This is a genomic window from Puniceibacterium confluentis, from assembly GCF_007923445.1.
GTDB lineage: Bacteria > Pseudomonadota > Alphaproteobacteria > Rhodobacterales > Rhodobacteraceae > Puniceibacterium > Puniceibacterium confluentis.
This window is the reverse complement of the sequence record NZ_VOJI01000008.1, coordinates 14959-40474: the sequence shown is the minus strand read 5'-3', so window position 1 is coordinate 40474 and position 25516 is coordinate 14959. Positions and strand designations below refer to the sequence as shown.

21 protein-coding genes and 2 pseudogenes are annotated in these 25516 nt (G+C 62.7%); 15 read left to right on the top strand and 8 right to left on the bottom strand.

The window, feature by feature from the left end:
- The first annotated feature begins 42 nt into the window (after positions 1-42).
- Positions 43-1143, top strand: a complete 1101-nt coding sequence (locus tag FOY53_RS10580) for an ABC transporter ATP-binding protein (protein ID WP_146588561.1) — start codon at positions 43-45, stop codon at positions 1141-1143.
- A 242-nt stretch (positions 1144-1385) separates the two neighbouring features.
- Here FOY53_RS10580 and FOY53_RS23970 read toward each other — a convergent pair whose 3' ends face one another.
- On the bottom strand, positions 1386-3380 hold the full coding sequence (locus FOY53_RS23970) for a matrixin family metalloprotease (protein WP_146588559.1): 1995 nt from the start codon (positions 3378-3380) through the stop codon (positions 1386-1388).
- 562 nt (positions 3381-3942) lie between these two features.
- Between FOY53_RS23970 and FOY53_RS23435 the strand changes: the two genes are divergently transcribed.
- The 8 genes and pseudogenes from FOY53_RS23435 (at position 3943) to repC (ending at position 10422) form a co-directional block, all read left to right on the top strand.
- A complete protein-coding gene (locus FOY53_RS23435; RefSeq protein WP_222435247.1) occupies positions 3943-4362 on the top strand; it encodes an aldehyde dehydrogenase family protein in 420 nt (139 codons plus the stop codon).
- 12 nt (positions 4363-4374) lie between these two features.
- Positions 4375-5199 (top strand): annotated as a pseudogene (locus FOY53_RS24135) (aldehyde dehydrogenase family protein).
- Between the two features lie 192 nt (positions 5200-5391).
- A complete protein-coding gene (locus FOY53_RS10565) occupies positions 5392-5727 on the top strand; it encodes a thiolase family protein (protein WP_146588557.1) in 336 nt (111 codons plus the stop codon).
- Positions 5712-5894, top strand: a complete 183-nt coding sequence (locus FOY53_RS10560) for a hotdog family protein (protein ID WP_146588555.1) — start codon at positions 5712-5714, stop codon at positions 5892-5894. The genes FOY53_RS10565 and FOY53_RS10560 overlap by 16 nt, the downstream gene beginning before the upstream one ends.
- Complete coding sequence (locus FOY53_RS10555; protein WP_146588553.1) at positions 5819-6295, top strand: enoyl-CoA hydratase-related protein; 477 nt, start codon at positions 5819-5821, stop codon at positions 6293-6295. Before FOY53_RS10560 ends, FOY53_RS10555 begins: the two co-directional genes overlap by 76 nt.
- A 661-nt stretch (positions 6296-6956) precedes the next feature.
- The gene (gene repA, locus FOY53_RS10550; RefSeq protein WP_146588550.1) at positions 6957-8156 is read left to right on the top strand and encodes a plasmid partitioning protein RepA; all 1200 of its coding nucleotides are present in this window, start codon (positions 6957-6959) and stop codon (positions 8154-8156) included.
- Complete coding sequence (gene repB / locus FOY53_RS10545; protein ID WP_146588548.1) at positions 8141-9124, top strand: plasmid partitioning protein RepB; 984 nt, start codon at positions 8141-8143, stop codon at positions 9122-9124. The genes repA and repB overlap by 16 nt, the downstream gene beginning before the upstream one ends.
- 239 nt (positions 9125-9363) lie before the next feature.
- Positions 9364-10422, top strand: a complete 1059-nt coding sequence (gene repC / locus FOY53_RS10540) for a plasmid replication protein RepC (RefSeq protein ID WP_146588862.1) — start codon at positions 9364-9366, stop codon at positions 10420-10422.
- Positions 10423-11091: 669 nt separating this feature from the next.
- On the opposite strand, the gene FOY53_RS10535 is transcribed toward repC, so the two are convergent.
- Together FOY53_RS10535 and FOY53_RS23070 are read right to left on the bottom strand one after the other, a co-directional pair.
- Complete coding sequence (locus FOY53_RS10535; RefSeq protein ID WP_146588546.1) at positions 11092-11334, bottom strand: hypothetical protein; 243 nt, start codon at positions 11332-11334, stop codon at positions 11092-11094.
- 81 nt (positions 11335-11415) lie between these two features.
- The gene (locus FOY53_RS23070) at positions 11416-11592 is read right to left on the bottom strand and encodes a hypothetical protein (RefSeq protein ID WP_186766570.1); all 177 of its coding nucleotides are present in this window, start codon (positions 11590-11592) and stop codon (positions 11416-11418) included.
- Positions 11593-11803: 211 nt separating this feature from the next.
- Between FOY53_RS23070 and FOY53_RS10530 the strand changes: the two genes are divergently transcribed.
- Together FOY53_RS10530 and scpB are read left to right on the top strand one after the other, a co-directional pair.
- On the top strand, positions 11804-12694 hold the full coding sequence (locus FOY53_RS10530; protein WP_146588544.1) for a DUF1403 family protein: 891 nt from the start codon (positions 11804-11806) through the stop codon (positions 12692-12694).
- Positions 12695-12696: 2 nt separating this feature from the next.
- Entirely contained in the window at positions 12697-13350 is a 654-nt protein-coding gene (scpB, locus tag FOY53_RS10525; protein WP_146588860.1) for an SMC-Scp complex subunit ScpB, read from the top strand.
- Positions 13351-13508: 158 nt separating this feature from the next.
- On the opposite strand, the gene FOY53_RS10520 is transcribed toward scpB, so the two are convergent.
- Positions 13509-14609 (bottom strand): DUF475 domain-containing protein, encoded by a 1101-nt coding sequence (locus FOY53_RS10520; RefSeq protein WP_146588859.1) that lies wholly within the window; start codon positions 14607-14609, stop codon positions 13509-13511.
- A gap of 564 nt (positions 14610-15173) precedes the next feature.
- On the opposite strand from FOY53_RS10520, the gene FOY53_RS23420 reads away from it, so the two are divergent.
- From FOY53_RS23420 to FOY53_RS24200, 3 genes and pseudogenes are all read left to right on the top strand, one after another.
- Positions 15174-15314 carry a hypothetical protein gene (locus FOY53_RS23420; RefSeq protein ID WP_222435241.1) on the top strand — a complete coding sequence of 47 codons (141 nt, stop codon included), beginning with the start codon at positions 15174-15176 and terminating at the stop codon, positions 15312-15314.
- 10 nt (positions 15315-15324) lie between these two features.
- Positions 15325-15783 carry a tripartite tricarboxylate transporter substrate-binding protein gene (locus FOY53_RS10515; RefSeq protein ID WP_342784212.1) on the top strand — a complete coding sequence of 153 codons (459 nt, stop codon included), beginning with the start codon at positions 15325-15327 and terminating at the stop codon, positions 15781-15783.
- A 177-nt stretch (positions 15784-15960) separates the two neighbouring features.
- Positions 15961-16609, top strand: a pseudogene (locus FOY53_RS24200) (transposase family protein); the annotation flags it as partial.
- A gap of 583 nt (positions 16610-17192) precedes the next feature.
- Here FOY53_RS24200 and FOY53_RS10505 read toward each other — a convergent pair.
- From FOY53_RS10505 to FOY53_RS10490, 4 genes are all read right to left on the bottom strand, one after another.
- Positions 17193-18050 carry an amidohydrolase family protein gene (locus tag FOY53_RS10505; RefSeq protein ID WP_146588540.1) on the bottom strand — a complete coding sequence of 286 codons (858 nt, stop codon included), beginning with the start codon at positions 18048-18050 and terminating at the stop codon, positions 17193-17195.
- 221 nt (positions 18051-18271) lie between these two features.
- Positions 18272-19522, bottom strand: coding sequence for a LysR family transcriptional regulator (locus tag FOY53_RS10500; RefSeq protein WP_186766569.1), 1251 nt, complete (start codon positions 19520-19522; stop codon positions 18272-18274).
- A gap of 311 nt (positions 19523-19833) precedes the next feature.
- A complete protein-coding gene (locus FOY53_RS10495; protein ID WP_146588536.1) occupies positions 19834-22122 on the bottom strand; it encodes a xanthine dehydrogenase family protein molybdopterin-binding subunit in 2289 nt (762 codons plus the stop codon).
- Between the two features lie 280 nt (positions 22123-22402).
- Positions 22403-23728 (bottom strand): MmgE/PrpD family protein, encoded by a 1326-nt coding sequence (locus FOY53_RS10490; RefSeq protein WP_146588534.1) that lies wholly within the window; start codon positions 23726-23728, stop codon positions 22403-22405.
- 325 nt (positions 23729-24053) lie between these two features.
- Here FOY53_RS10490 and FOY53_RS10485 point away from each other — a divergent pair, with 325 nt between their 5' ends.
- Positions 24054-25478 (top strand): MmgE/PrpD family protein, encoded by a 1425-nt coding sequence (locus FOY53_RS10485; RefSeq protein WP_186766567.1) that lies wholly within the window; start codon positions 24054-24056, stop codon positions 25476-25478.
- Positions 25479-25516: the final 38 nt, after the last annotated feature.

The following is a 25516-nucleotide window of genomic DNA, read 5'->3' as shown; positions in this document are numbered from 1 at the left end:
CAAGCCCAAATCGAGTGGCACCACTGAGGGAGGAAGCGGCGGATGGCCACGATCACGCTGGACAAGATCGTCAAGAACTACGGAGCTGTTCAGGCAATTCACGGTATCGACCTGGCGATAGAAGATGGTGAGTTCGTGGCTCTGGTCGGTCCCTCGGGCTGCGGAAAATCGACATTGCTGCGCATGGTCGCCGGGCTCGAAGACATCTCGGACGGGCGTCTCTACATTGGCGACAAGGTTGTGAATGCGGTCGAACCGCGCGACCGCGACATCGCAATGGTGTTTCAGGATTACGCGCTGTATCCGCACATGACCGTGGCCGACAACATCGGGTTCGGTCTCAAGATGCGCAAGACCAGCCAGACCGACCGCAAGGCGCGGATCGCCGAGGCGGCGCAAATGCTCCAGATCGAAAACCTGCTCGACCGGCGTCCCGCAGAACTGTCAGGCGGACAGCGTCAGCGCGTGGCCATGGGACGTGCCATCGTCCGCCGCCCTTCGGCGTTTCTGTTCGACGAGCCGCTGTCGAACCTGGACGCCAAGCTGCGCGTCGAAATGCGCACCGAGATCAAGCGGCTGCACGGCCTGCTGGGCCGCACCACGATCTACGTCACCCACGATCAGGTCGAAGCGCTGACGCTTGCCGACCGGGTGGTGATCCTCAAGGAGGGACGTATCCTGCAAGAAGGTCCGCCGCTCACCCTTTACCACGCGCCTGCAAATCGTTTCGTGGCGGAATTTATCGGCTCGCCCCAGATGAACATCTTCAACGGCACGGTGCGACAGTCGGAAACCGGCGCCCATGTGGACATCGACGGGATTCGCCTGCCCTTCGCGCAGATCGCCGCCCCCGACGGTGCCAGGGTGCACCTCGGCGCCCGGCCCGAAGCGCTTTCGCTCTGCGCATACGAAATGGCGGATGTGCATACCCAGGTCGACGTCTACGAACCGCTGGGGTCTGACACCATGGTTTCGGCCAGGATTGCCGGCATCACCGCGGTGATAAGACTGAGCCCTGAAACGCAGGTCACCCGCGGCATGAAGCTTTCGCTGCGTCTTGATCGCAGCAAACTGCACGTGTTTGATGCGGATAGCGGAGAAAGGATCACCTGTTCAGCCCAGGCATCTGGCGGAGCGAACTAGGACTGACTATGTCCGGGCCAGAAGGTCAGACCGCGCCGATGAGTTCATGGCGCCTGTATCTGCTGTCGGTCATGGCCCCCTTGATCGCAGGGTGAGCGGACCGGGCCGACCGCTTCAGCCGCCGGGCCGGTGCCGGAAAGTCGCGGGCGCGATCACCGCCAAGCGGTGCAGCGGCACAGTACCGGCCCTGGCGATGGCCTGACGCCGACCAGGCCACACTGACACCCCGCCATAGCCCGACATCAGACAAAGACGAAATCCTCGGTCCCCAACCCGGCTGCGGCCACGCCGATCACAGTGACGACATGCCCGCGGTACGTCATCGTGACCCCCTCCTGCCCGTCGATCACAACATCGGTGATGTTCAGCGCATCAACCCGACCTTGAAGACCCGCGCCCGGTGCACTGTCGATTCCGGTCATGCGGAAGGTGTCGATGCCATCCTCGAAATCGGTGATCAGATCCACTTCCGAGGCGACAAAGCTGTTGAAGACGAATAGATCCGCGCCGATGCCCCCGGTGAGCGTGTCGTCTCCGCTGCCACCGTTCAAGACGTCGTTGCCAGCGCCGCCGATGACAACATCGTTGCGACCACCGCCGGCAAGGAAATCGTCGCCAATGCCACCTGCCACATGGTCATCGCCCTCTCCGCCGCCGAGGTCGTCGTTGCCCGCGCTGCCCTGGAGCATGTCGCGGCCGGTGCCGCCGCCAAGGCTGTCATCGCCGTCTTCTCCTGTCACGGTGTCGTTGCCGAATGAGGCGCCCATGGTGTCGTTGCCCGCGCCGCCCGACGTGGAATCGTCCCCTGGACCACCGTTGACGATATCGTCCCCCAGGCCGCCGTCTGCGGTATCGTTGCCGCCTCCAGAACCGATAGTGTCCGCGCCGTCGCCGCCATGGATCAGATCGTCGCCCGTGCCGCCGCCGATCATGTCATCATCGTCGCCGCCGCTGATCGTATCGTTCCCGGGCCCCGCCGCGAGCACGTCCGCACCAAGGTCGCCCTCCAGCAGATCGCCGCCGTCACCGCCACTGATCACGTCATTCCCAGGCCCGCCGACCAGTCGGTCGTTCCCAGCATCGCCAATCAGCATGTCGTGACCATCACCGCCTTCCAGGTGGTCGTTGCCATGCCCGCCTGACAGCGTGTCATCGCCCGCAAAGCCGTAGAGGGAGTCGCTGCGGTCGGTCCCGGTCAGGTTGTCCGCCAGGCTTGTACCCTCGATCACCTCGCCGGGGCCAAGCAGCTCGGCCGCATCGACTGTCCGGTCCAGAAACTGGACCCGCTCCACTCCGTTCAGCCTGACCGTGCCGTCATCCAGCGCCAGCACATAGGTTTCGCCCTCCAGCGACGCTGTCACCCCCCAGGAAAACATGTTCAGCGAGGCAAGGTCGTCTCCCGCGCCGCCCGTTGCGCTGTCCCCTGCGCCGAGGCCGTGAAACCGGTCGTCGCCCCCGCTGCCGGTCAGGATGTCGCTGGATGGCTGCGCGAACAAGGCACCGCCGCCATCGGGGGCGATCTGGACCAATGCGCTTTGCACGGGGTCCCAAGTAACGTTCTGCGGCAGGTCCGGACCGTAGAGAACCCGCGTCGCCTGTATGTCGAGGGACCCCAGAGACACCGTCGAACGGGGGCGATCATAGGACATGACCGTGTAGGATCCGTTGTCGCGAAAGGGATTGATGGTCACATCGCCAGAGAAGGGATGTTTCAGCCCGATCGCATGGCCGATCTCGTGCAGCAGTATGGAATAGCCGCGCACCCCAGGAGCCATGCTGGCAGGCGAGTCGCCGTAGTATTCGGCATTCATCCAGACATCGCCGCGGGTATCCTCTTGCCGGTTGTAGCAAATCAGGCCATCGGCAGATAAAGTGGAATAGACGAGCGGTCGCGACGAATACCCGCTGGTCGGATTGCCGTTGGCATTGGTCAGTCCGGTCATGTCGCGCATGCCGAAGGTGATTTCAGCGGAGACTCCCACCGGCACTTCGACGAATGTGATCCCGCTGGCGTCGTCCCAGACGTCGAGAGCACCCCTGATGATGTCGTGATACTCCGCTCCGAAGGGTTCAAAACCGGGAATGTCCGGCGAATAGGCGGGCACGGCATCCAGAAACGAATAACTTACCACCACCGGTGTTCCATGCGGCTCGGCGCCGTTCCACCGCCGATTGACCTCGCTGTCCAGGAGCGACAGCAGATCGGTGGATAGGTCCGGAGGCGCAGGAATTGTCATTACAAATAATCTCCTCGGACTGTCAGATGAAATATCTCACGTGGAATGCCAGTCCGGGCACTCTGGCTTTGTTTCTAGTCTGGAACAAGCGTTTCTCCCATAGGTTGTTCGGGGCAAAAATGCTCCGGTTGGCGGCGTTGTTCGCGTAGCGCCGCCCGCTGATCGGCGGCCGCACCCGGATGATCCGGGGATCACACGGCGTCGACACCGCTTCCTGTGACCGCGGCAATCCCCCGTTAAGAAACCGGATCGTGGCCTTACCCGTCGGGGGGCAGCGCCCCATGGCTTCCAGACATCACGCCGGGTTCCCGAGGTCACTCGCCTCGGTGCAGTTTCGCGACAAAGCCGGGTGAGATGCCATCCGATTTCCGGTCTGTTACCTGTCCTGCGCAGTCTTCGAAGTATTCGGGCGGCCATCGGAACATTTCGCAACCGGCCTTCGGCATCTTGTGGCTCGACCGGTGTCGAGGCGACCACCGGGCGGCAGGATTCGTGCCACCGCATCCGACCTGGACGCAGCGGCGCGGGTTCCGAATGTGCGCCTGTCGGGCCCTAAAAACCGATTATAGGCGGTAAGTCGGTCGACTCGATTTCCGGCGAAACCACAACGTCCTTCAACCCCGCGACCGAGCAGGCCCTGGCCGATATCGCGCTTGGCGATGCGGCGGATGTCGATCTGGCCGTCACCGCAACGCGTCGGACCTTCGAAGACCCATCCTGGTTCAATGCGTCGCCGCATTGGCGCACAAACCTGCTGCCGAAGATCGCAGACCAGATCGAAAAACATGCGGCGGAACTGGCCGAGTTTGAGACGCTGGACATGGGCACGCCGCTGAGCGCGATTACCGGGGCAATGGCCAATGCCGTTCAGTGTTTCCGGTATTATGCGGGTTGGCCAACCAAGATTTATTGCACGACGAACCCCACCGATCCGACCCGCTTCATCTATGCCCTGCGCGAGCCGATGGGGTCTGTGGTCTGATCATCGCGTGGAATGCCCCCTTTCACGACCGCCGCGATCAGGATGGCAACTGCGCTGGCCTGCGGCAACGTCACCAACCAGATGACCGTTGCTCGCGAAGAGATCTTTGGCCCCGTGCTGTCAGTGATCCCATTCTAGGACGAGGAAGAAGCGCTCCGGCAGGGCAATGTCACGCTCTACGGCCTCGCGGCCGCGGTCGGGACCCGGGATGTCAACCGGGCCCATCGCATGGCGCGTGGTCTCAAATCCGGGCGCGTCTGGATCAACACTTATGCCGAGGCCGATCAGGTCATGCCGATGGGCGGATTCAAACAATCCGGTTTTGGCCGCAAGTTGTGCGCGGAATCGATCCAAGCGTTCACCCGGACCAAATCCGTCTGCCCTGCCCTGCCGAAGCAATTCCGGCACGGCAGGCGAATTTCCATAAGGTCGGAGCCAAGGACAGCCGACACAACGGCGCCATTCCCGTCGGCGGGGCTGAGGGTCAACCGGCGCAGAATCGGCGCGTACATCCGCACCGGAACCCCCTGCCCCCTGGTCTTGAACACCGATACGGTCGCACCGGGCCGGATATCGGCATCACCTCTGGCACTGGCAGCAAAAGACACGGCGCGGACGTTCCAGCAGGGGTTCAGAGAAGTTGGTAACATTCCGTCCGCCCGATTTTCCGGACTGCCGGGCGTCCGGTTCCCCCAGCGGACCGTCAGGCAACGGCCCGATGCCCCAAAGCCGGGTGCACCAAGTCCGGTGATCCGCTGGTTCGGGCCAGAGGCAATACAGATCCGAAACGCGTTTGTAGTTATGTGGGGACCCGGTCTCCTCGGGCCAGGACTTTAGGAATGGCAGACGGTTTCTCTGGATTTTCTGAAACGGCTCGTTGAGCAACAGGCCATCCCAATGACGCAATCGTAATGCCTACCGCCGCGCCGCATCCAGTCGGCGTCGCGGCATGTGATTTGCAAGACGACGGGAACACTTGGCCGAAAAGCCGTGGCGTGGGACGACATAGGCAGATACTGAGGATGTTCCATGACCCTTCGAAGCAAAGCAGTCATTGTCGGTGTTGGTGAGAGCGACACAGGCAAGCTGCAGCATATGACGAGACTCGGGCTGAACGCCCGGACCGTGCGCCGGGCCATTGCCGATGCCGGAATCCGCCACGCTGAAATCGACGGGTTGCTGACAGCCTGTTCCTCTACCGAACCGTATTTCATGCCGGGTTCGGTGCTGGCGGAAAATCTCGGCATCGCCCCGACGTTCGCGGCTTCGATCATCGTCGGTGGAGCCTCACCCACAGTGATGCTGCACCATGCGGCGAATGCCATCGCTGCGGATTCGACCAGGGGCGGATGTACAAACCGGTAAAGCACGGCGACACGCTGCACATGCGCTTGATCGTGCAGGAAAAGCGCCAAACGTCCAAGCCCGATCGTGACGTGGTCACTTTGAAGCGGGAATTCGTCAATCAGCACAACGACATCGTGCAAAGCATGACAGTGACTTTCATGCACCGCTGCCGCAACGCCACCTGAGCCGATTGGACCGCACAATGCCCGATGAGATCCTGTTCAGCGTCGAAAACGGCGCCGCCACTGGAAGCGGCATGGATGTGGCGCTCATGTGCGATATCCGCCTCAAGGCGGCCTCCGCCAGATTTGCAGAAACCTGTGCGCAGCTCGGGCTTGTACCTGGTCTGGGCGGGGCGTGGTACCTGCCCCGCATCGTCGGCGTGGACCGTGCCCTCGATCTGCTCTGGACCGGCCGCTGGGTCGAGGCCGCCAATGCGCAAGCGCTTGGTCTCGTCACCCATGTCTTTCCCGATGACATTTTTGCCAGGAGGTCACGGGCTACGCCGAAAAACTGGCCGCAGCGCCGTCACGGTCGGTGCGGTTCATCAAGCAATTGGGCGGGCAGTTCGAGTTCAGCGATCTGACCACCCATCTTGACGTGGTTGCCTCTGCGCTTGCGCTCGTGTGCACCTGCGACGACCCCATCGCTGCGCGTCAGAAGAACCGAAAACCGATGTTCACCGAGTGGTGGCCACCGCCATCCGGAAGGGCGCAAGGCGCCCGCTCCCTTCCGGGATCAGCGCAACCAGACGAGGCCCTGCGAAGCCCAGCGTCGCATATTGCGCCGGGCCGAAGAACGGGGCGCATCGGAGTCCGCGCATCCCATAGAAAATTCCACGCGTCCCGTAAAAATCAAAGCCGTGATTGACAACTTGTGATTTCCCCTCAGGGGTCGGGACGCACAGACCCTGTAGCCGTCAAGTCCAAGGAATCATTTGGATTCCGGCTTTGAAACAGTGATCTTTCCAGCGCAGCGCAGGGCCCGGGTTGCCAACACTCCAAATTTCCCAAGAATGGCAGGCAGCGCAGATGAATTGCTTTAATTTTTTGTTTTCAATGCCTTAACCAGATCAAGTCTCAGCAATGAGACGAGAGGCTGTGGATAACTTTTTCACCTGATCTAGATTCTTCTTGCCGGAAATGTGCGTTCGTGGCATTTCCATTCTGACGGCAAACCGCGTCAGGTGGGCTTTTGATCGTCAAAATGCAAAGAGCCTTTGAAAAGGCCACGAGAGGCGGCAGTAGATGGATGACCCTAACGCTGGAATTGCGCAAGGAATAGGTTCTTCGGACATCGGAGACTTTGCCGACAACCTGGCGGCGTCGCTCGATCGGCAGATGAAAATTGCCTTCGAGCCTGAAGAGCGCAAATCGCTCAGGCGATTCAGTTCGACCGAGGTCGCGAGCGTGCTGCGGGTCAGTACGTCAAACCTGCGCAATCGCCACAAAGACGGGAGCTTCCCCGAGGTTCATACCGACAACCGCGGCCACAGGTTCTACAGCGCCGAAGAAGTCGATACGTTGCGCGACATCCTGGGTCGCACCGGAAAGAATGCCGACGCCTACCGTCCCGGCCGCCGGGACGGTGATCGTCTCCAGGTGATCTCCGTCGTCAATTTCAAGGGTGGCTCATCCAAGACAACGGCGACAATCCACCTGGCGCAGCGTTTTGCGTTGCGTGGGTATCGGGTTCTCGTCCTTGATCTCGACCCGCAGGCCAGTCTGACCACGTTCTTCGGCTTCCGTCCCGAATTGGAGTTCGCGGACGGCGGCACCATTTACGATGCCTTGCGGTACGACGACCAGGTTCCGCTCTCGGCCGTCATCCAGAAGACCTACTTTCACAAGCTCGACATGGTTCCGGCCGGGTTGATGCTGTCGGAGTACGAAACCGAGACCGCGAATGCGCTATCGCGCAGGGCGCAGCCGATCTTTGCCGAACGTCTGGCCCTGGCTCTGGAAGAGGTCGATGCCGACTATGACATCGTTCTGATCGACTGTCCGCCGCAATTGGGCTTTTTGACCCTGACCGCGCTGTCGGCATCGACCGGCCTGCTGGTCACGGTTGTTCCCGGCATGCTCGACATCGCGTCAATGAGCCAGTTCCTCAAGCTCGCCTCCGAGACGATTAAAGCTGTTGAAGAGGCCATCGGGCGACGCGTCACCTGGGATTTTGTCAAGTTTCTGGTCACGCGGTATGAACCGTCCGACGGTCCGCAGACACAGATGGCCGGATATCTCCGCTCCATTCTCGCAGGGCAGGTGATGACGGAACCGATGCTGAAATCCACCGCCATCTCTGATGCCGGCATGACGCAACAGACCATTTACGAGGTCGATCCCAATCAGCTCATCCGCAAGACGCTTGACCGGGCATTGACGAGCGTGAACAGCGTTGCGGACGAATTGGAACAGACGATCCAGCTGGCATGGGGGCGTCGCTGATGGCCCGCAACATATTCAACCAGACCCCGAAAGTGGCCGCCGATTCCCCGGCCGCCCCCCCTGCCCCGGCGAAATCCGGCAAGCTTCCCGGCTCTGTCGGCGGATTGCGGGATTCCCTGCGCGAGATCACGGCCAATTCGATCCGCGACATCGACCCTGACCGGATCGACATGGACGGCCTGCGCGACCGCCTGGCGCTGGAAGACCACAGCATCGACGAACTGGCCGAGAGCATCCGCAAACACGGCCAGCAAGTGCCGATCATGGTCCGCCCTTCAGACAAGCCCGAGCGGTATCGTGTGGTGTACGGCCGCCGTCGGCTCGCCGCGATCCGAAAGGTCGGCGGTACCGTCAAAGCGATTGTGCGCACACTGGACGACGACGCCTCTCTGATCGCGCAAGGCCAGGAAAACAACCTGCGGCTTGACCCCTCTTTCATCGAAAAGTCTCTTTTCATCAAAGAGATGCAGGAAGCCGGCTATAAACCGGGCGTCATTCAGGACGCTTTGGGCCTGACACGTCAAGGCGTGTCGAATCACCGCGTGGTGATCGACCAGCTGCCATACGAGCTCATCCGGCTCATCGGGCCTGCACATGGCATCGGGCGACGCCAATGGGGGGATCTGGCCGCGCTGTCCGAGAAGGCGCCTCTGGTGGACGTCGCACGAGAGATACTTTCGCGCGTGAAAGACGACACGCCCAGCCCCGAGAAGTTTCAGGCCGTCTTTGATGCGGCCTCCAGCAAGGCACGCGGCGCGGTCAAGCGTACGGCTCCGGCTCAGCCCACTGTTGTCAGAGACGCAAGCGGTGCGCCGCTCGCCACGCTTGCCAGTGATGGGCGCTCGGTTGCCATCAAGATCACGCGCAAGAGCAACCCGGAATTCAGTCAGTGGGTCGAAGAGCACGCCGAGGCCATGCTTCGCCAGGTCTTTGCTCAATGGCAGGATGAAAGCGGCTCTGGGTCCTGAACCCGGCCATAACAAGAAACACGAGCAGAGGAGAGCAGCGAAGGCCAGAAAGAAAAGAGCCCCCCAAAGTTTCCCCCGGAGAGCCCTCATCATCAGTTTTGCACCTATGATGTAGCAACCTCCAGCATAGACGTCAAGAGTCACCGATTCGGTGGACATCTTTTTATGGCCTTTTCACGCGCAACGTTGCGGGAAGAGACGGGGAAGTTGTGGGCAAGGCAGCCCTCGTTCATGAAACCATGACATTCACCAAACTGACGACCAGACGCAATGCGGCCTGCCCGGCCGCTGACGATACAGCTTTGACTGCTGGAACCGACATCTGGGCCATCTTCAGGGCTCTCAGGGACTCGCACACCCAGTTCGGGTTGCGGTCCGGCCATATGCAAACGCTTCAGGCCATGATCAGCTTTCTCAAGCCAGGTCACGGCGAGACGGTATTTGCATCCAACTTCGAGATCTGCCGCCGTGTCGGCGGCATCGATGAAAGAACCCTGCGCAGGCACATTGATCGTTTTCTCGACCTTGGCTTCATGACCCGCCATGACAGTCCGAACCGCAAACGCTATCGCGTCCGCTCATCCGACGGCCAAAGCATCAGCTACGGGCTGTCTCTTTCACCATTGATCGAACGTGCGAGCGAACTGATGGCAATCGCCCAAGAGCTCGAGAACAGACGCCGTGACTGCATTTTCCTGCGCAAGCAGATTCTGACCAGCCTCGCCCACCTTGAGGAAGTCTCGCCGGAAAGCACTTTTGTACCAGAGGCCAGGAAAGCCCTCAGACGGAAGCTGTCTGAGGCTGAGTATCGCGCCTTGCTCGCCAGCGCGGAGGCTGAATGTGCCCTCATGTCCACCGCGGTGGACGCCCCGAAAGCAATCAGTTTGCCCGCCAACGACGGACAAAATGTCCGGCATCAATCTAGTTCAGAAAAAGAAGATAAAGATTTAGAAGAAAGGCCAACCCCCGACACGCCGGACGTCCGGACATTGACCACGGTCTGCGACCAGGCAACCGCATTCTCGACGAACAGGCTTGGAACCTGGAAAGACGTAGAAGATCACGCCCGGACATTGGCTCCGATGATGGGCATTCACATCACAACATTCGAAAAGGCCGCGAAAACGGTCGGTTCGCAAAAGGCGTCTTGTGCGATCTTCATACTCCTTCAACTCGGCCAGCGTATTCGAAACTTTGGCGCATACTTCCACAGCCTCACACTTGGCAGACGCGTACACCAGTTCAACCCGTCGCTCTTGCTGAAAAGGCTGGCAAGCGCAGAAGGCATCGCTTCCTAATGTCCACCGCGGTGGACATCGAATGCTTGCATTTCTGATCGGATGTTTGGGTCAGCCCCATTATCCACGATGCTCCCGGGCCGCCTCACCCATGAACGCCAACCAGTGTGGGGATACCGCTTCAGAGTCGCATGCTCAGCGTATTGGGTCCCGCCCTACCCTGCCCGGTTGGCAACAGACTTCCGTGCTGCCAGAAGCTCGTTTGAATGAAGTGCTGACAAGAAACCACATTGGCTACGTTCCCACGCTGAAAAGCGCGATGCGGCCTTCCACCCGATGCAAAACATGACGGGACGCAGGGGAGTGATACCCATTGAATTTGTGAACGCCATTCGGGGCAGGCTCTCACCACGTTGGACTGAATGACAAAGTGGTTGGTTACGCCCGTCGGGTCTGCGGGTTTTGCCATTCCAGGGGACAAGCGCACCAGACGTGAGTTGGCTCACATCACCTGCCGCTCACAGTATCCTTGATCGGTGGAGCTATCCCAGGCTCGTTCTGCGCAAACCCGGGCCGCACGCCAACGGCGCACCGCTTGTGCAATCCTCGCGAGCTTTGGACCAACTGCAAGACTTCAGGATGTGCTGATCGCTGCGGAAATGGCCTTTGACATCGGCGTCGTCGCAATAGCCATCCTGACTGCAGCGCCGCACTGCAAGAAGCAGGACCTCACGCGTCGACCCAGGCCTGTGCCCCGGAACAGCGTTCAAGGCAGACCTTTACGCTATGAAAGCCCGGTTGTTTTCGCGCACAAACCTGCAGCTGCAATCCACACAGATCGAAGGGCAGGGTGGAGATCATCGCGAAGATGACCTCGCCCAGGATCGCTTTATTCTGCTCCGGCTGGCGCGCATGCTTCCGCTGAATGGCCGCCGACACGGGTGCGATGTGTCGGATCGTGCGATCAAGCACCAAGCGATGTTGCAGGACGTTCCGCGAAAGACCTGACCAGCGGCGCCCAATTGCACTGACCGATCGGGCAGGTGGGGTGTCTTAGCGAGATGCCGGATCCGCGATGTAAAGCCCGAGCATCTCGGAGTGCCGCTCGACGCCCTTCATCCGGCACCACCGCGCAGAACGCTCTGAATCCTTCGCACCGGCCATCAGCGTGTTGGCGTAGGTTGCGGCGCGGGCGTCGCTTTTACCCTGACCTGCCTCGTCGACCGGCACAGCCTCGCTCGTATCAGAGGGGCGGGCCGTCGAACTTGCGTCCGCTGAGCCGTTATTTCCCCCGCAATTTCGCTGATTTCGAGACTGAACTGCAATCTGTCCCGATCAGTCTGTTCAGGCACACGTATTGAACACGTCGAGAACCGGCAAGGCGGGGCGGTTTGAGCAATATATTGTGGTAATAAGCGCCGCTATCGGATAGTCTTGTGGCATGACATATGCCACTGCCACCTTCAGCACCGAGTCCGAGATCATACCCCGGGCTCCTTCCTGGGTCACCACTGGCCGTGCGGAAACCCTTGAAGATGTGGCGTTTTTGTCGGGCGCGGCGCTGTCCCATCTGCATTTGGCACTGGAGCGGGAAGAGGTGCCCCGGGCCCTGTTGCGCGACAGGCTGAGCCTGGCCGCCGCGGAGGCCTGTGTCGTCGTCTCGGGGCGTCCCGAAAGGGCGGCGGATCTGCGCGATGCGGTACATCTTTTGCGTCCCGGCGATCTGCCCGGTCCGGCTGGCGAAACCTGCCTGGCCTGGCGTCATGCGGTGGAGCGACCGATCTCGGTTGCGGCGCTGCACCGGGCGCTGCCCCACCTGGATGCGGTGAGCATCGCGGGCTGGATCGACGCGGGGGAGGGCGCGCCGACGACCCGCGCCGCGAAGGTTCTGGAGGCGGTTCTGGTGCAGGTGCCGCGCGCGGAGGCGTCGGCACTGATCCTCGCGGATTCCGCCTTGGCCCAGGCACTTGGCTGGGATCACGTGGTGCCGCTTCTGGCCGCTGGCCTGAAGCGCACCGACCTGCGCAAGCGCGGCGACGATCTGCGGCTGGCCTGTCATCGTGCGCTGGCGGCCTCGGCCCTCGAAGCGGTGCGGCTTGCGGCAGATCTGGCGCGGCGCGCGGCGCACCTGAAGGCTGTCGCCCCGAAACTGCGGGCCAAGGGGGCAGGGGAGGCGGTCGAGATGTTCCTGACCCGCGATGCGGTGGCACCCTCGGCACTTCCCCTGCCGGATCGGGCGGCGCGGCGGCTCTGCGACAGGCTTGTCGATCTGGGCGCGGTGCGCGAGCTGACCGGGCGTGACAGCTTCAGGCTTTACGGAGTGTCGGCATGAGCATGGACAGCGAAAGTGGGAAACGGGCCCGAAGCTCGGGCGGGCGGCCAAATCCAAAGGCGCAAAACCGCTCCGAGCCGCAACTGGACCGCGAGCTTGCCGACCTGCCGCCGCCGCTGCGTTGGCGCGAATGGATGCGGCGGATCGAGGCAGTGCTGTTTGCGTCTTCCAAGCCGGTGCCGGGCGAAGACCTGGCGCGTGTGGTGGGGCAGGGGGCTTCTGTCGACTTGCTGGTCGCCGAGCTTTCCGCCGATCTTGAGGGCCGTTCTTTCGAGATTGCCAAGGTGACGGGGGGCTGGATGTTGCGCACCCGGTCCGCCTATGCCCCTGCGATCCGCGCCGCGGCGGATGTCCGGGACGCGATGCCGGACCTGAGAAAGTTCGACGTCGCTGTGCTGGCCGCCGTGGCCTACCACCAGCCGATCACCCGCGACGGGCTCAGGGACATCTTCGGCAAGCCGATCAGCCGCGACCTGATCGGGCGGCTGCACGCCGGCAACCTCATTGCCCCGGGTCCACGCAGCCCCCGGCGCGGCGCGCCCTACACCTTCGTCACCACCGAGCAGTTCCTAGTGGCCTTTGGATTGGAGAGCCTGCACGATCTGCCGGATCTCGAACAGTTGCAGGATGCGGGGATTGTGGCCAATGGCGATTGATCCCCGCGTTTTTGCCGGTTCGGCGCGGAACCGACGGGGCCGGGAGCAGAGCACCAACCCGCTGACCCTCGTTATGAACGAGGGACCAGCGGGGGGCAGGGCAAAGTCTCAGTTGGGTCTGTCAGACATGCAGTCGCCATTTATTGCCTTGGTATCCATCACTGCTGGGGTGCGACACCGTTCGACCTGTTCCAGCGCCTTGACGACCAGAGCGACACACCGATCAGTGCCGCGCCTCCGAGGCCGGTGACAACTTCGGGTACGTGGATGACGGACTGTGCGAACATCACGATGGAAAGGGCAATGATGGCGTAGAAGGCGCCGTGTTCGAGGAAACGATACTGGACGAGCGTGCCTTTCTCGACCAGCATGATGGTCATCGAGCGCACATACATCGCACCGATCCCGAGGCCGATCGCGATCACGAAGAGGTTCTGGCTGAGCGCGAAGGCGCCGATCACGCCGTCAAAGCTGAAGGAAGCATCCAGCACCTCGAGATAGAGGAATGCGCCGACCCCGCCCTTCGCCGCCGTCCCCAGCGTGGATTGAGCGCTGTCGAGCAAGCCGCCGATGACCTCGACCAGCAGGAAGGTCAGCAACCCCCAGACGGCGGCGGAAAAGAATACCTGCACATCTGGCCCTTCCAGCAACCTCGAGAAGCCCATGGTCACAAGCAGGACAAAGGCGACTTCGATGCCGCGAATGGTGGCGTATTTCGCCACGCCCCGCTCGAGCCACTGGATCCAGTGCACGTCTTTTTCATGATCGAAAAAGAAGCTGAGCCCGACCATCATCAGGAAGGCGCCGCCAAAGGCCGCAATGGGCAGTTGGGCCTCGTACGTGATCCGGGCGTATTCCTCGGGCCGGGCCGCGGCGAGCATCACCGCCTGCCAGGGGCCGATGTTGGCGGCGATGACAACGATCAGCAGCGGAAAGACGATCCGCATCCCGAAAACGGCGATGAGAATGCCCCAGGTCAGAAACCGCCGCTGCCATTCCGGCCGCATCCGCTTCAGCTTGTTTGCATTGACGATGGCGTTGTCGAACGACAACGAGATTTCAAGCACTGCGAGCACGGCACAGATGAAAACAATTGCCAGTGTGCCTGCCAGGGTGCCGGTGGTCACCCAGCCCAGCCAGGCTCCGAGCAGAATACCCAGTCCGGTGACGATAAAGGCCCATTTGAAGTAAGACAGCATGCTGCGACCGGTCGCATCCCTGCGATTTGCCTCCGTACGGAGGAGTGTCCCTTGTACCATGTTCTGTTTGTTCCAGGCGGCTGGAAGATTCAGGTGCCGACATCGCGAAAGCGCCGCCACTTCCGCCAGAGGGGCCCGGTCACCGGTTGATCGCGCAGATGCGCCCACGTGATATGGTGTGTCGGCCGCATCAATCAAGTTTCTTCCGAATAGCGCCTTCGATTTTTGGTTTGGTCCCGGCAAGCTGGCGCCCATGCAGGACGGCAATGTCAGGGGCCTCCATCGCGCCGGTTCGTTACAGGAAAGGTATCGGTCAATCCCTCTGTAACATTGGACCGTATCGGTGGGGCCAACTACCGGTGGCCAAGGTCACAGAGCGTGACCTGCCATCGCCCAGGTTTGGGGAGGACACTCGCATCATCCAAGGTATTTTCAGCACGGTTTTCGGCATTGCCGCCGCTTGTACAGTGACAGTGCCTGGCAGCGCGACGGCGCAGGACCAGTGGCCCAGCGGACCCATCCAGATCGTCGTGCCCTACGGCGCGGGCGGCCACACCGACTTTCACGCCCGGGTGCAGCCAAAGTGCCTTGAACCGTTCCTTGGTGTTGCCATGCCGGTGATCAATGTCACTGGCGCCGGGGGGATCGATCGGCGCCCGACAGGCAAAGGAAGCCGCTGCGGATGGTCAGACCGTGTTGCTGTTCCACACCGCGATGATGGTGAACACCGCCTCGGGCCTGACGCTTTTCTTGGCGCGATGTTGAACTTGCAGGCATTTCAGGCCGGGAGCCGGGCGGCATTCTCGTCGTCAAGGCCGATGCTCCCTGGCAGAGCATGAGCGACCTGATCGACGCCACCAAGGAGGATCCGGGTGCATTTGGCCTCACACCCAATACGGGTGCCACCACCTATCTTGTCGGCGCCCTGCTGAACAACACGGGTGCAGGGTTCAACTTTGTCGATGTCGGCGGTTCCGCCGACCGGCTCGCGGCTGTTCTGGGTGGAAACGTCGATGTTTCGCAAAACCCGCTTGGCCAGGTGAAACCCTATTTTGACAACAGAGAGCTGCGCGGCCTGGGCAGCCTGTCCGAGGCCCGCACCGCGGCACTGCCTGACGCGCCGACGATTGCCGAGCAGGGATACGACGTGGCGTTTCAGTACAGCTACTTTTACCTCTTTCCCAAAGGCACCGCGCAGGAAGTGGGCGACCAGGTGTTTGATCCCACGGCTTGATGGTGCCGATCCTTTCTCGGGAATGGAAGGAGGCATTATTGGGACAAGTTCGGCACGGCAGCGCCACGTACTGTTACCGGGCAGGCGATTTGCACGGCAAATCTGCCGAGAGGGCACGCACGCCGTCAGAGCATTGCAGCGAACCATTTCCCGGCAAGGTTATGCGAAGCATGATCCCGAGAGGGGCAAGCTGCGACCGCGGCGCTGAGCCGGGAGCTGGGCATCAATCCCAGGACCGTTGCAAAGTGGCGGAAGCGGTCAACGGTCGAAGATTTGACAACCGGGCCGAGAGAGCCGCGCTAATCGGTTCTGACCGAGGCCGAGGAAGCAGCATCGTGGCATTCCGACGCCATACGCTGCTGCCGCTCGATGACTGCCTCTACGCCTTGCAGCCGTCGATCCCACATCTGTCGCGCTCGGCGCTTCATCGGTGGCTGCAATGGCACGGCATACCGCGCCTACCAACAAGTTCACTGTGACCCAACTCGTTGAAAAGGCTGGCCGGCGCACGGCCTGGGAGTTCCTGCAGCACTTGCGCGAAGCCGTGCCTTACGAACTCCACACCACTCTCACAGATAGCGGCATCCAGTTCTCCGAGCAGCCCCAGAACCGGAACACCATTTATACTCGGCCAAAGCGCTACCAGTACGACAGCAACGATCAGCTGCGCATGCACCTCGCCGACTTCACGGCAGCCTGCAACTTCGCCCGCAGGCCCAAGACCATCGGCGGCCTCATCCCCTGCGGGTACATCTGCAAATTCCGGACTGCAGAGTCAGACCGGTTCATCCTCGACCCGATCCACCAGAGGCCGGGAGTGAACATCCCGAAGTCCCCCGCGACCGGGCAGCGGATATTGGCTGCGCGGTCGATGGCCGGGCGGCTGTCCGGCCACAGCCGGATCCGACCGCCGCAAAAGACAACACAGGCCGCGTATCGGTCGTCGGTCGCGGCGCCCATCCAGGCGACACGTCCCCCCAACAATGCCCGACGATCGCAATCCGAGCCGGATCGACCCCTTCGCTGCGTTCCGGAAGGTCGACCGTGGCCTGAAGATCGCTTTCGGTCCAGTCGTCGCGAAATCCGTCGCGCGTGCCCTCGATGCCTTCCGTCTTGGGCCACCAGCGAAAGATGAAACGCACCACCACAACATAGCCTGCGGCAGCGTAGCGCTCTGCCGTCGCCATGATGAAGACGTCCGTCTCGATCCACGCATGAGCGCCGGGAATATGCTGGCACTACACAGCCGCCGGGTGCGGGCCCGCGCCTGGCGGTCGATATAGGAAAGCCTCCATCGGGCTTTCGGCGACCGATATGCTCAAGATCTCCGGCATAAGCCGTCTCCCTCAATCAACTTTGACTTTGTCGACTGCGCAGGAGTGCGGAACTGCCGTGCCTTGGTGCCTGTCTCAGGCCGTGACGGACTGATTGTCGGCCAGAACCGGATACAGCTTTTGTGCGGTCCCGCCCAGGATTTGAACCTGGTCGTTCTTGGAAACCGCCTGCAAGCAGCCGCGCGCAAGATCGAGCAAGTCGCCAAGTGTCCCGGTGTTTGCGGGATAGTTCGACGCCCAGGCCATCCTGTCGGCGCCGAATTCCGACACCAGTTTCGGAAAGACGCTGTCGGCATTGCCCTGATCGCGGGCCTTGGTGAAGTTGCGCGACGAGACCTTGAGATACAGGTTTGGATATTTCGCCAGATCGAACAGCGCCTTTGCCGCGTCGAACCCTTCGGAAAAGTCGGCACTGCCGAGGTGATCGACGACATGGATCGTATCGGGGAACTGCTTCAGCACGTTTTCAAGCTGGCTGAACTTGTCGATGGTGACGTTCGACACGACCGGCATGGCGATCTCTGCCGCAAAGTCATAACAAGGCCCGATGGCCGGATCGTCGATGGCCAGAACCGCGCCCTTCAGCGTCGAACCACGCGAAAAGATCCGCATCCCGGTCATGTTCAGGCCGACCCATTTTTTCATCTTTTCGACGGCATCCGGAGCAAGCACATCAATCGAGAACACGCCGGTCAGCCGATCCGGATATCTTGCAATCGAATCCGCGACGTATTCGCAGTTAAAGCCATAGGTGGTCGAGGAATGCACAACTGCGGCCTTGTCCACCCCGGCCGCGTCCATGGCGGCGATCATGGTTTCCAGATCGACCGAGTGCTTGTCAGACCAGTCCGATCGTTTTCCGCCAATAGGCGTGATCGGGTAATGATCTGTATCGGGCGAGACGATGTGCGGGTGAATGTCGACGATTGTCACGTGTTGTTCTCCATGTTGCTGTCCTGCGCCCTCATCCCGTCATTGCCCTGCCGTGATCGGTCCCGGAAGGACGGCACGGTGCCGAAGCGATGCGCCATCACCCGGCCTGGGCTTTGGTGACACCCGGCCCATCAGAGATGACCGCGACAACCGCCACGATCAAATCCCATTAGGGTTCGCATCCATCATATTTTTAGAATGCCGGACCGCAGCGGTCGCGATCACGGTTCCGAAGGCAAACCTTCATCGGCCGGAGTAGCGCGCAGGGCCGCCAGAAAACTGCGCTGCAACAATGGCGGCTTCCAGTTGGCCCGCGTGGTGATGCCGATCTCCGGGGGCACGGCATCCACGGCAAACCCCAGCTCGGTCAGTTGGCCGCCAAGACGCCGGTTCAGCGCCAGTTCGGACCGGGTCATCAGCGCCATTCGGTCACTGCGTTCCAACAGCACCAGAAGCGTCAGCAAGGAATGTGTCTCGACGCCCGATTCAGGCAGTGGGCCGCCCGAGAATATCTCTTCGTAGGTGCCGCGCCGCAGCGAACTGGGCCGGGGCGAGATCCATTCGGCAGCGCGCAGATCCTCGACCCGCACCGACCCGCGCGCAACCAGCGGATGACCGTTTCGCACGCAGATCACATACGGATCCTTGGCCAGCCCTTCTTCGGCGACATCGTCGGTCGGTGGCGGATTTTTCAACAGTCCGACCAGGAAATCAATCGAACCGCCGCGCAGCTTGGCCAGCAATTCGTCGTATGATCCGTGGATCAGCTGCACCAGAACGCCGGGATGGCGGGTCACGAAATCATCCAGCCGCACCGCAACAAAGGGGTTTCCGGCCAGCAGCAGTGTGCCCACCGCGATGCGGCCGCGATAGATGCCCTGCTGCGAGCGTATTTCCTCGGCTGCCCACTCCAGTTCGCGGATCGCCAGCAGCAACTGGTTCGACAGCTTCCCGCCGACACTGTTGGTCGTGACCCCCTGCGCCGAATTGACCAGCAATTCGCGGCCAAGCTGCTTTTCCAGCGTCCGGGCCGAGCGGTGCAGCGACGTCAGCGAGACTTGCACATGCCGCGCGGCCAAAGCGAAAGAGCCGTGCTCATGCACTGCCGTCAGGGCGAGGATCTGCGCGCGGGTGATCCGCCGGGCCATTGCGTCGGCAGGGGCCGGGTCGTCGCCGTTCTCGATCAGAAGCGCCTCGACCGCAGACCGGATCCGGTCAAAGCAACGGTCGATCCTGCTTTCGAGGATGCGGCCCATATCGGTCAGGTAGGAACCCGCGCTGGTGCGATCGAACAGCGTCACACCCAGCTCGCTCTCGAGTTTCTGAACCGACTGCGTGACCGCCGATTGTGATCGCCGCAGATAGTCCGCGGCCCCCGAGATACTGGTCAGCCGCGCGACTTCGTAGAACGCACGCAACTGTGTAAGGCTCGGCAAGAAGACCTGAAGTTTTTCGCGGTCGGGATCCGTCATGGCGGTTGCAAGGTCCTCCCTTTCAACTGAGGGCGCTTCAACGCGGGAACTGCCCGCCGAAACTTTTGCTACAGTGCCTTGGTGAGTACAAGTCCCATGCCAGCGCCCCGGTCCACCATGCAGACAGACCGGGGACGTGATCCAGCCGTGAGTAAGCGGCGGCGTGCCCCCGAGCACCGTCCACGCGGACCCAACGTGGTCCGAGGGCCCTGACAATCCGCGCCCACTCTTCCGGCTTGGGGTAAAAGGATGTCCTGCCCGGGACATGGACCCAACAGGCCGGCGCGCCCATCACCGCGACCGCCCGGCGGTCATGTCCGTCCTGCCGCATCGAGCGCGGCCCAGACCCGGTGGGACGTTGCCGGCGTATCCAGCGGTCCGGCTCCGGCCCCGGCCAGCGCATCGTTGACAGCATTCATCACGGCGACCAGCGCGCCCACCGTGCCGGCTTCGCCCACGCCCTTGGCACCCAGCGGGTTCAGCGCCGTCGGCACCGGCAGGCTGTCGAGGGTCAATCCGGGCACATCTGCGGCGCGTGGCATCGCATAGTCCATGAAGCTGGCGGTCAGAAGCTGGCCGGTCTCGTCATGGACCAACCGCTCGACCAGTGCCTGCCCCATCCCCTGCACGATACCGCCATGCAGCTGGCCGTCGACCAGTGCCTGATTCAGAACCGTGCCGACATCCTCGACCGACGTATAGGCAACCGGCGTGACGGTGCCGGTCTCCGGGTCGATCTCGACCTCGGCGATATGGCAGCCGTTGGGGTAGGTGGCGCCCGGCGGCCTGAAACTGTGGTCGATCCGCAGACCCCGGACCGGGTCGGCGGCAGCGGCCACATCGCCCAGGCTGACAGTCCGGTTCGATCCGGCGTGGCGGAACAGGCCGTCAGACAGGGCGACCTCGTCTGGCGCAGCCTTCAGCAGCCGTGCTGCCAGTTCCAGTGCCCTGGTACGCGCAAGGCCCGCAGCTTGGAACATCGCGGACACGCTGACCGCCGCCCCACCGGAACCGCCCGTGCCCCGCCCGTCCGGCACTGTCGCGGTGTCGCCCTGGGAATAGCCGAGGGCCTCGGGCGGGATCCCAAGCACCTTTGCCACCATGCGCGGCATCGCGGTCTCATATCCCTGTCCGCTTGACACCGCGCCGGTGGCGATCTCGACCTGACCGTCGATCCGCAGCGTGACCAGGGCGCGATCGGGGCGCGGCCGCTTCGCAGGGCCGCCGGCCGTCTCGATCGGCATTGCGACACCGATGCCTCTCAACTGGCCCCGCGCTTCGGACTCGCGGCGCCGCGCGGCAAAGCCCGGCCAGTCGGCCAGTACCGTCGCCCGGTCGAGGGTCGCGGCGAAATCACCGCAATCATAGGTGCCGCCAAACGCCGTGTCCCAGGGCATCTGATCGCCCCGGACCAGATTTTTCTGCCGCAGCGCGACCGGATCCAGCCCCAATTCCCGCGCTGCGGTGTCCACCAGCCGTTCGATGGCATAGGTCGCCTCGGGGCGACCGTTGCCACGGTAGGGCGCGATAGGGCAGGTGTGGCTGAACATGCCCGCGACCTCGACGTCAAAGGCGGGGGTCTGGTAGACGCCTGCGATTCCGCCAATATTCCGGATCATGCCCAGGGACTTGCCTGAAAAATAGGCGCCAATGTTGACCGTCAATCGCGCCCGCAGCGCGGCAAAGCGGTGATCCTTGTCCAGCGCCAGCTCTGCCGTGATCCGGACGTCGCGCGCCTGTTCGTCGCTCAGGAACGACTCTGCCCGGTCCGCCGTCCAGCGCACCGGACGTTGCAACCGCAGCGCCGCCCAGGCGACCAGCAGATCCTCGCACAGCAATCCGGCCTTCATCCCGAATGATCCGCCCATGTCGGGTACGCGCACCCGCACCAGCGCCGGATCGAGCCGCAGCGCTTCTGCAAGGCGGGCACGGACCAAGGCCGGTTTCTGGGTCCCGGTGATCAGCTCCAAGCCTGCGCCGACCGGCAGCGCCAGCGCAGCGCGCGGCTCCAGCGGTGCGGCGCTCACCCGGCTGACATTCATCTCCAGTCTGGTGACGTGCGCCGCCGCGTCGATGGCCCGCGCCGCCGCGTCCCGGTCGCCAAAGCGCCGCAGGAACGCGATATTCTCCACAGCCCCCGGCCAGATGCGCGGAGCTTGCGGGGCCAGCGCCTGCACGGTGGTGACCACGGCAGTCTCCTCGGCAATCTCCGGCTCCAGTGCCTCGAGCCCTGCGCGACAGGCCGCCAAAGAGTCCCCCACGACCATAGCCAGCGCCTCGCCCACCATGCGGATGCGATCATCACACAGGAATGGTCTTGATGATCGCACCCCTGCAAGGCCATCGTGGCGCGGCGGGTCGGTGTCCGGCAAAAGCGCCGTTATCCCGTCCTGCGCCAGATCGGCAGCGGTCAGGACGGCAATCACACCCGGCACCGACCTGGCGTCTGTCACATCGAACGCAATCAGGCGACCCGCTGCCCTGTCCGAGCGGAGGAACATGGCATGCAGCGCCCCGTCGATCCGGATGTCGTCGGCAAACTGCCCCGTCCCGGTGAGAAATCTCGGATCCTCGATGCGCCCAGGGTCGGACTTTGTCATGGGGGCCTCATTGTTCCTGCGATCCGGCGGCGGCAAGAAGCCGTCCGCCGTGCTGTACGCGCGTTGCCTGCGCCGAACCTATGCCACCGACCCGGTGACGCCACATCATTTTCGCGGGCCGACCGATCAGATTGGCGCCCCGATCCCGGTCTGGGGGTCGCGGCGTGATCACGGAACGGGGCAGGCGAGAGAATGATGCCAGAGATTCCATCATCGGAGGCCGTCTTTGGCTGGCGGCCTTTGCAGTGACACCAAAGCCCGCGGCACCGGCTCTGAGGCATCAGATGCACCAGAGGTCCCGCAGGGTTCGCACCGGGCCGTTTCCGTCAAGAGCTCTCACCAGTTCCGCCGCCCGCCCGGCCCCCACCACGGGAGAGAGCAGATCCAGAGCCTTGGCTGCGACCTCTGCGCGTGTCATCGGATCCTGCGGCTGACCGCGGACATGGGTGGGCGCGTAGGTCATGCGGCGTCCTTTGGCGATGACCGCAAGATGCGCCAGATCGCGCCGCCCGGCACCGGGTCGTGGCGTGACCGTGATCCTGGCCGCGACCCGCCGTACCTCGGGATCAGACATCCGGGCATGATCGTGGATACTGTCGAACGACACGCCGCCATCGACCAGAAACAGCGCCAGCAGGTGCGGCAGGTTGATATTGGGCATCGCCGAGTCGACCACGCGGACCCGCTGTTCCGGCAGTGTCACCTCGATCCGGTCGATATCGGCTTCGCTCAAGCCACCGTCGGCCACCGCCTTTTGCAGGCTGTCGAGTGCCGCCTGGATCGGCATGCCGACGCTCCATTTCTTCAGGATGGTTCGGCGGATTTCCCAATGCTCGCCCAGGCCTTCGACTGCGCGGGCCGGGTCCGATGTCTCGCGAAACGCCGCCGCGAGACCGGGAGTGCCCTCAATCGGGTCCGCGACACCGGTCAGACCGGCCCCCGCCATCAGCACCGCGCGCACCCCTGAGCTGGCCGGCAGACCACCAAAGACAAAGGCCTTCTGCACGTGCTCGGGATCGCGCATCCAGCATCGGTTTCCGGCGGCGTGCTGCACTGCATAGGACAGCGCCATATGGGTCTTGGCTTCGTCCAGCCCGGCCAGAACCGCAGCGGCAGCGGTGGCTCCAAAGGTTCCGCCCCAGGACTGCGAGGCCATATGGTAATGGTCCGCCATCCGCGAGGCTCCAAGCGCAAAGGACATGCGCAACCCAACTTCGTAGCCGGTCACGACGGCGCTCAGAAGTGCGCCCAGGTCGCGGTCATGTCGCTCGGCCATTGCAAGTGCGGCGGGAACCACGGCGCATCCGGGATGGACCAGCGCGTCGGCATGGGAATCGTCGGTCTCGTCGGCGTGCCCGCACATCCCCCCGGCCAGGGCTGCGTCCATAGGTCCGGTCAGCAATCCGGTGCCCGGAACCGAACATTCGGGTCGTCCCGCCTCGGCGCGGGCATAGTCGAGCGCGCGTCTGCCCGGCACAAGGCGTGTGCCCGAAACCATCGCCGCAACGGTGTCGAGCAGGTTCAGCCGACCCTGGGCGGCAACCTCCGGCGGGAGGGCGCGCGTTGCAGTCCCCGCAATCCATGCCGCAAGTTGTGCCGTTATCATGTCACCACCGGCATCCGCGACAGCCGCGCCAAGGTGAGGGCAGAGAACAGTTTTCTGTTGGGCATCTTCGCATCACCTCAGGTGCGGCACGCAAGCGCGCGATAATCATATAAGTGTTTTCAACCGGTTAGATCTGCTTTGCCGTGGGCTTTGTGAGCCTCTGAGTGCCATGGTTCAGGCTCGCAGGCCACCGGCTTGTCGGAAATCCTATGGCTGAGCCGCGTTTAGTAATTTGCTGCAGTTCGGTCGTGGACCCAAGGTGTGATGAGAAATGAGCGGGAACCGGTCACAGAATCTCGGCCTTGATTCCGCTCGGGGAGGACACTTGAATATACAGACAGACCGGCAGAGTGCCGACGGATCAGAAGTGATCCGCCGCCTTGCAGAATGGACGCTTGCCCCGGACCCGGCATGGTCGGACCCGCGTGTTCTGCAGCAAACGAAACTGATCCTTCTGGACACTGTCGCCTGCGCCATCGCTGCGCTGGAGGTGCCGACGCCACGCAGGGTGGCGGCGCTGGTGGACATGCTTGGTGGCACGCCGATGTGCTCGATCATCGGGCGCGCCGAAAAGGCACCGATCCTGTCGGCGGTCCTGATGAATGGTGCGCTGGTGCGGTCGCTCGATTTCAACGATGTGCAGTTCTTCCTGAAGGAGGGCAAGCTGTCGGTCGCCGGGCATTGCTCGGACAATATCCCGGCCGCGCTCGCCGCCGCGGAACATCATGCCGCGCGTGGTGAGGCCACACTGTCGGCCATTGCCATGGGCTATGAGTTGTTCGGCCGGCTCCGGCGGCTGATGCCCTTTACCTCGGCTTGGGATGGCACATCGGTCTCGGGGCTTGTCGCCGCCGCGATCTATGGACGACTGGCCGGATTCGATGCCGAAACCCAGGCCAATGGCCTTGCGATGGGCGCGATCCGCTGCGCCACGCCGTCGGTGGTGCGTTGGGGCAAGCTGTCGGGGGCCAAGAACCTTGCCAATTCGCTGATCGCCCAGAGCGGCGTGCAGGGCGCAATGCTGGCCGGACTCGGCATCACCGGCCCGCTGGAGGTGCTCGACCACCGTGGCGGGTTGTTTCAGGTGTTCGACCCGGCGCTGGGGCTGGACAGCCTCTGGGCGCCGCTGGACGACGCGCCCTATATCATGACCTCGGGGATCAAGCCCTATGCCTGCATCGGAACGGCCCAGACCACCGTGGCCGCCGCGCGCAAGCTGCATCCGCTGGTCAAGGACCGGCTGGACCGGATCACCCGCATCAATGTGGTGATGGCCGACCTGCCGATGATCCGCAAACAGCAGGGCGAGGTGGCGCGCCGATATCCCATGACCCGTGAAGCGGCGGACCACAGCTTTACCTTCCTGCCGGCGGTGGCGATGGCCGAAGGGGCCATGACCGACGACCAGTTCCGCGAACGACGCTGGGAAAATCCCGATATGGTGCGTCTGATCGAAATGACCGAGCTCTCGGTCGAGCCGGGACTGGCCGAACGGGCACCCGGCAGTATGCCGAGCCGGATCGAGGTTACCTTTGACGATGGCAGTCAGGTGGCCGAGGAATGTCTGTTTCACCCCGGTCACTCTGATCCCGATCGCGGGCTGGATGCCGACGCCGTCTGCCAGAAATATGACGAGGTCGTCCGCCCGCATCTGAGCGATGCAAAGCGCGTGGCGCTGCGCGAGGCGGTGCTCGACTGTGAGCATCGCGATATCGGCGCACTCATGACGCAGCTGCGCGACCTCGGGTAGCAACGACCTTCCTATTCCCGGACCCGGGCGACCGGACC

What these genes read in the sequence shown, in the direction of transcription:
- repA (WP_146588550.1), top strand. Translation starts at nt 6,957, where the DNA reads ATGGATGACCCTAACGCTGGAATTGCGCAAGGAATAGGTTCTTCGGAC.
- repB (WP_146588548.1), top strand. Translation starts at nt 8,141, where the DNA reads ATGGGGGCGTCGCTGATGGCCCGCAACATATTCAACCAGACCCCGAAA.
- FOY53_RS10495 (WP_146588536.1), bottom strand. Translation starts at nt 22,122, where the DNA reads ATGACAAAGTCCGACCCTGGGCGCATCGAGGATCCGAGATTTCTCACC.
- repC (WP_146588862.1), top strand. Translation starts at nt 9,364, where the DNA reads ATGACATTCACCAAACTGACGACCAGACGCAATGCGGCCTGCCCGGCC.
- FOY53_RS10560 (WP_146588555.1), top strand. Translation starts at nt 5,712, where the DNA reads ATGTACAAACCGGTAAAGCACGGCGACACGCTGCACATGCGCTTGATC.
- scpB (WP_146588860.1), top strand. Translation starts at nt 12,697, where the DNA reads ATGGACAGCGAAAGTGGGAAACGGGCCCGAAGCTCGGGCGGGCGGCCA.
- FOY53_RS10530 (WP_146588544.1), top strand. Translation starts at nt 11,804, where the DNA reads ATGACATATGCCACTGCCACCTTCAGCACCGAGTCCGAGATCATACCC.
- FOY53_RS10500 (WP_186766569.1), bottom strand. Translation starts at nt 19,522, where the DNA reads ATGACGGATCCCGACCGCGAAAAACTTCAGGTCTTCTTGCCGAGCCTT.
- FOY53_RS10580 (WP_146588561.1), top strand. Translation starts at nt 43, where the DNA reads ATGGCCACGATCACGCTGGACAAGATCGTCAAGAACTACGGAGCTGTT.
- FOY53_RS23970 (WP_146588559.1), bottom strand. Translation starts at nt 3,380, where the DNA reads ATGACAATTCCTGCGCCTCCGGACCTATCCACCGATCTGCTGTCGCTC.
- FOY53_RS23420 (WP_222435241.1), top strand. Translation starts at nt 15,174, where the DNA reads ATGTCACTGGCGCCGGGGGGATCGATCGGCGCCCGACAGGCAAAGGAA.
- FOY53_RS10490 (WP_146588534.1), bottom strand. Translation starts at nt 23,728, where the DNA reads ATGATAACGGCACAACTTGCGGCATGGATTGCGGGGACTGCAACGCGC.
- FOY53_RS10565 (WP_146588557.1), top strand. Translation starts at nt 5,392, where the DNA reads ATGACCCTTCGAAGCAAAGCAGTCATTGTCGGTGTTGGTGAGAGCGAC.
- FOY53_RS10520 (WP_146588859.1), bottom strand. Translation starts at nt 14,609, where the DNA reads ATGGTACAAGGGACACTCCTCCGTACGGAGGCAAATCGCAGGGATGCG.